The sequence below is a fragment of the Coleofasciculus sp. FACHB-712 genome (assembly GCF_014695635.1).
Classification (GTDB): Bacteria; Cyanobacteriota; Cyanobacteriia; order Cyanobacteriales; family FACHB-T130; genus FACHB-T130.
In genome coordinates this window covers 1-4,087 of sequence record NZ_JACJOQ010000350.1, presented here as the reverse complement: position 1 = coordinate 4,087, position 4,087 = coordinate 1, and the positions used below count along the sequence as shown (strand labels likewise).

Below are 4,087 nucleotides of genomic sequence, written 5' to 3'. Positions count from 1 at the left end.
TTGTTTGAGCTGCACAAGCTGCGGGGAAAGCCCCAATGACGGCTGCTCCGGCAGTGCCACCTAGCAGAAACAGGAAATTTCGACGATAAAGAGCCATAATTCAATCAATTTCGTAGAAAGTTGCGCTTTCATCAAAAATTACACCTGTCTAGCGGCATAAATACCTCTATCTCAAGGAGGTAATTTCGGGATGACGACAGGATTGCGTTAAGCGATCGCTCTGACAAAAAGCAGTAAAATTCTACTCTTACCCTATCCAATACCTATCCAAAATTTTTAAAAATTGGACTGTAAGCCAACTCGTAAAGTTAAACCGGGGTGATAGATTCGATTAGCTTTCTCGTACTTTACATCAGCCAAATTTTCTAAATTCACTGTAATCCCAAAATTCTTAGTAATCGGAATCCGACCGCTTAAATCTAAATTTAAAAAGGACGGGGAAAAATCTTTGTTACTCTCGCCAGGATTATTAAAGAAAGCTCTCCGTGCCCCGCCGTGGTAACTTGCATATAGATTCAGTTGCCATCCTCCACTCGCATAACCAATCCCGAATTGTCCTACTGAGTAAGGAATTAAACCTAGTTGTAATCCTTTCTCCAATCCTGTCTCGATTCGCGCATCTGTATAGGTATAGTTGAGAAAAGTTGACCATTGCGGAGTCATTTGCCACCGTAATGCGGCTTCTAAACCATTTGTATTTACCAGCCCAATATTCGCCCAACGACCTGATATAACTCCGAGGCGATTATCTAAACGGCTGCCGAAATAGGTAAACTGTCCTGCCAAATTTTCTAAAAACTGGATATCGACTCCAGCCGTCCAAGAAGAGCCGGTTTCTGGATTTAGATCCGGGTTCGGCAACCAGTTATGAACCGTATCAAAAACATACAATTGATCTAATCCAGGATTGCGCTGAACCGAAGCCCAACTGCCCCGCACAGCCACCGTTGGAGTAACAGCCCACCGTCCCCCGACACTGGGATTCAAATAGCTCCCAAAGTCACTATTAAAATTTTGTCGCAGACCAAAATCTGCCTGTAATGAGTTGCTTATTTTCCAAGTATTTAAAGCAAATATTGCTGTATGAAATCTATCTCGATTTTCAGTTTCGTTAAGGGCAATCTGATTTGGAACCGTACTTAACACATCCCCATTCAAATAACTATTTTGTACATCGAATCCCCAAGTTAGAGTATTTCGAGGAGATGTTTGCCACTGATGTTCTACCCTAGCATTGAGAGCTTGGGAATTTAGGGTACCAGTCCGGTAGAAAATATTTTGAGTTGGGCCATAAGTGTTAAAGTAATCTTGATTATAGGAAAGTGTCGTTTTCAGAACAGAATCTTCACCTTCTCCTAGCAAAGTCTTCCAAGATAACCCAATATTAAAAGCATCGTGGTCTAATCTGTCTTTTTGCAGAGGAAACCCAAAATAAAGTAACCCACGACGACTGCTAATTTTAGAAGCATCTAAACTAAGAGTATTTCTAGAATTCAAATCTAGTGAGATCCCACCAAAGTAGTTACTAGTTGCGGTATCTCCGTTAAATAGAAGACCTTCGGAATCCCGATTAGCTGCACCTTTAGGGACAGCATAACGATTATCTGCCTCGTAATCTTCATAGCCAAGATTAAATCTTAGATTGTCAACAGAACCGCCATAGCTAATCCGATAGTTAGACTGATTAAAAGAGCCATATTCAACTAAAGCATTGAGTCTAGGAACTTCTTGTCCTTGTTTGGTGATGATATTAACAACTCCTCCAAAAGCTTCCGAACCATATAAAGTAGAACTGGTGCCGCTGGATAATTCCACTTCTTCGATTGCTTCTACTGGAATACTATTAAGGTCGGTAGCACCATGATAAGTATTAATATTCGTGTTGATAGGTCTGCCATTGAGGAGAAAAACAGACTGATTAATCGAATGTCCCCGGTAGTAAGTGCCAGTATGAATATCTGCCCCGAAACCGGCATCATTAATGGCAAATCCAGGGAGTCCTCTCAAGACTTCCGCTGCACTATTAGCGCCTTGCTTTTGAATTTCTTCTTGATTAATTGTATAGACGGGCGTAGATGTTTCTGGAAAAATTTCTCTTTTCGCCGTTACGACTAATTCAATTTCTTCATTTGTTCCTACTTGAACTTCTGGCTCAGTTGCCAACTCGCTTGATTCAAATGCTTCAGGCGTTTCATCAGACTCGCTATCAGGCTCAGATGCTATGGAATCAGTAGTATTATCTAGGTTGAAAATAAGCGCGGAATCACTTTGATTAACTTCTCCGGGCGGAATCCCAGCCTTTCCAATTATGACTACCTGAATACTATTAGAATCCAAAGGAGTAACAGATACAGCAGTAATTGCATCAGTAGGGTTGTTTTGATAGAAACGATTTCCTTCGGGTAAGCTCAACTGAGCATTGATGATGTTAGCGGTAAAGATATCGTTGTTGCTGGATGTCAAAATTTGAGAAAGTGTACCACCCGTAGTTTCTAAAATTACCTGAATGCCGTTACTTGTTGGAATTAAACGAATGCTAGTGACTTGTGTGACTTCTGCCCGAACTAGAGGAGCAATGAATACTGCTACAGCGTTCGCCATCAAAAAGCTATTGAACAATAATTGTTTATTCATATATTTTTTCCAATAAAGTTTTAGTTAATAATCGTTTTAGCTAATTGCTTCGAGCTTTAGCGATCGCATGGATGATTCAAGGTAACAAATGATCAAGAAACTAGAAAATGACTTGACGAATGAAGCTCTTTAATTTCTTGTAGTAAACTTTGATATTGTTGTCGTTTCCCTTGTTGTAGATAGAGATCGGTGGCTTTCTCAAAATCTGCTCTCACTCCCTGCTTATCTCCCAGCGTGTAGTGAATGAGACAGCGACAGTGATAGGCATCGCCATCCTGAGGATTGAGTTCAATCGCTTGGCTAAAGTCTTCTATTGCTCCCGGATAATCTTGTAGTTGGGAGCGGACAAAACCCCGATTATAGTAAGCTAAAGCGAGGCTGGGGTCGATCTCAATTGCTTGGCTAAAGTCAGCGATCGCTCCTTGCGTATCTCCGAGGGCAGCGCGGGCAAGACCTTGATTCGTGTAAGCTTGAGCATTATCGGGATTGAGCCGAATTGCTTGGTTTAAATCAGCGATCGCTTCAAGGTAATCTCCACTCAATACCTCGTAAACTCCGCGCTTGAAGAAGTCCTCAGCGCTCATTTGATCTGTATCGGTACTCGCCGTTAGCGTGATTTGTAATGGCTGAGCTTGAGCCATCGACGGCGAATTCAGCAGTGCCATTACAATGCTGAAGATAATGCTGAAGATGACAATCCTGCGGGAAAGGCGACTCATAACATAGACGTTGAGAACATAGATGTTGAGAAAGCACTGCGTAACACCCGTCATTTAGTAGCCAATTGCTCACAGGCTGTAAGTCTGTGGCTACACAAACAAAGCCTGCCTACGCAGGCTCAATGTCAGCAGATTTTGCTCTGATTGGGATGCAACCCCATTATTTTGAGTTGAGTCGTTGTTGCCGTCAAAAGACAAGCTGTCAAACTTGAACAAGAGTGCAAGTTTGGAGTGTAAGCTTATTCAGAGATTGCACAAGGCACAAAGTTCAGATGTATGGTTCCTCTACCTAACTACCGTCCCAAACAACTTTCCCTTGGCCCTTTGGAAGCGGAGATTTTAAATATCGTCTGGGAACTCGGCTCTGCCACCGTTAAGGATGTACACGATCGCATTCTGGCTGACCCAGACCGGGAGTTAGCTTATACTTCTGTAACTACGGTGCTGCGTCGCCTGACCCAAAAAGGTTGGCTAGCTTGCGATAAACAAGAACGAAGCTTTTGCTGGCAACCTTTGGTATCGCGGGAAGAAGCGCAAGTCATTAAAGCTCACGAACAGTTACACCAGTTTTTGGCAGTGGGGAACCCAGATGTCGTCGCCGCCTTTGCAGATAGCCTAGATAGCGCTAGCGTAGAGCAAATAGAAGCGATCGCGCTTCGTCTTCAATCCGCACGCAAAGCGAGAGAGGAGGGAAAATCATGCATCTAGCGATGATTCTGACGGCGTTAGGATTG

The 4,087-nt window shown here is 42.9% G+C and carries 3 protein-coding genes; 1 reads left to right on the top strand and 2 read right to left on the bottom strand.

Going from position 1 to position 4,087, the window contains the following annotated elements; all coding sequences use genetic code 11:
• Positions 1-276: 276 nt before the first annotated feature.
• On the bottom strand, positions 277-2,634 hold the full coding sequence (locus H6F50_RS08915; RefSeq protein WP_242028952.1) for a TonB-dependent receptor: 2,358 nt from the start codon (positions 2,632-2,634) through the stop codon (positions 277-279).
• A gap of 92 nt (positions 2,635-2,726) precedes the next feature.
• Positions 2,727-3,407, bottom strand: a complete 681-nt coding sequence (locus tag H6F50_RS08910; RefSeq protein ID WP_190428412.1) for a tetratricopeptide repeat protein — start codon at positions 3,405-3,407, stop codon at positions 2,727-2,729.
• A gap of 222 nt (positions 3,408-3,629) precedes the next feature.
• On the opposite strand from H6F50_RS08910, the gene H6F50_RS08905 reads away from it, so the two are divergent.
• Entirely contained in the window at positions 3,630-4,061 is a 432-nt protein-coding gene (locus tag H6F50_RS08905) for a BlaI/MecI/CopY family transcriptional regulator (RefSeq protein WP_190410694.1), read from the top strand.
• Positions 4,062-4,087 lie beyond the last annotated feature (26 nt).

What these genes read in the sequence shown, in the direction of transcription:
- H6F50_RS08905 (WP_190410694.1), top strand. Translation starts at nt 3,630, where the DNA reads ATGGTTCCTCTACCTAACTACCGTCCCAAACAACTTTCCCTTGGCCCT.
- H6F50_RS08915 (WP_242028952.1), bottom strand. Translation starts at nt 2,634, where the DNA reads ATGAATAAACAATTATTGTTCAATAGCTTTTTGATGGCGAACGCTGTA.
- H6F50_RS08910 (WP_190428412.1), bottom strand. Translation starts at nt 3,407, where the DNA reads ATGACGGGTGTTACGCAGTGCTTTCTCAACATCTATGTTCTCAACGTC.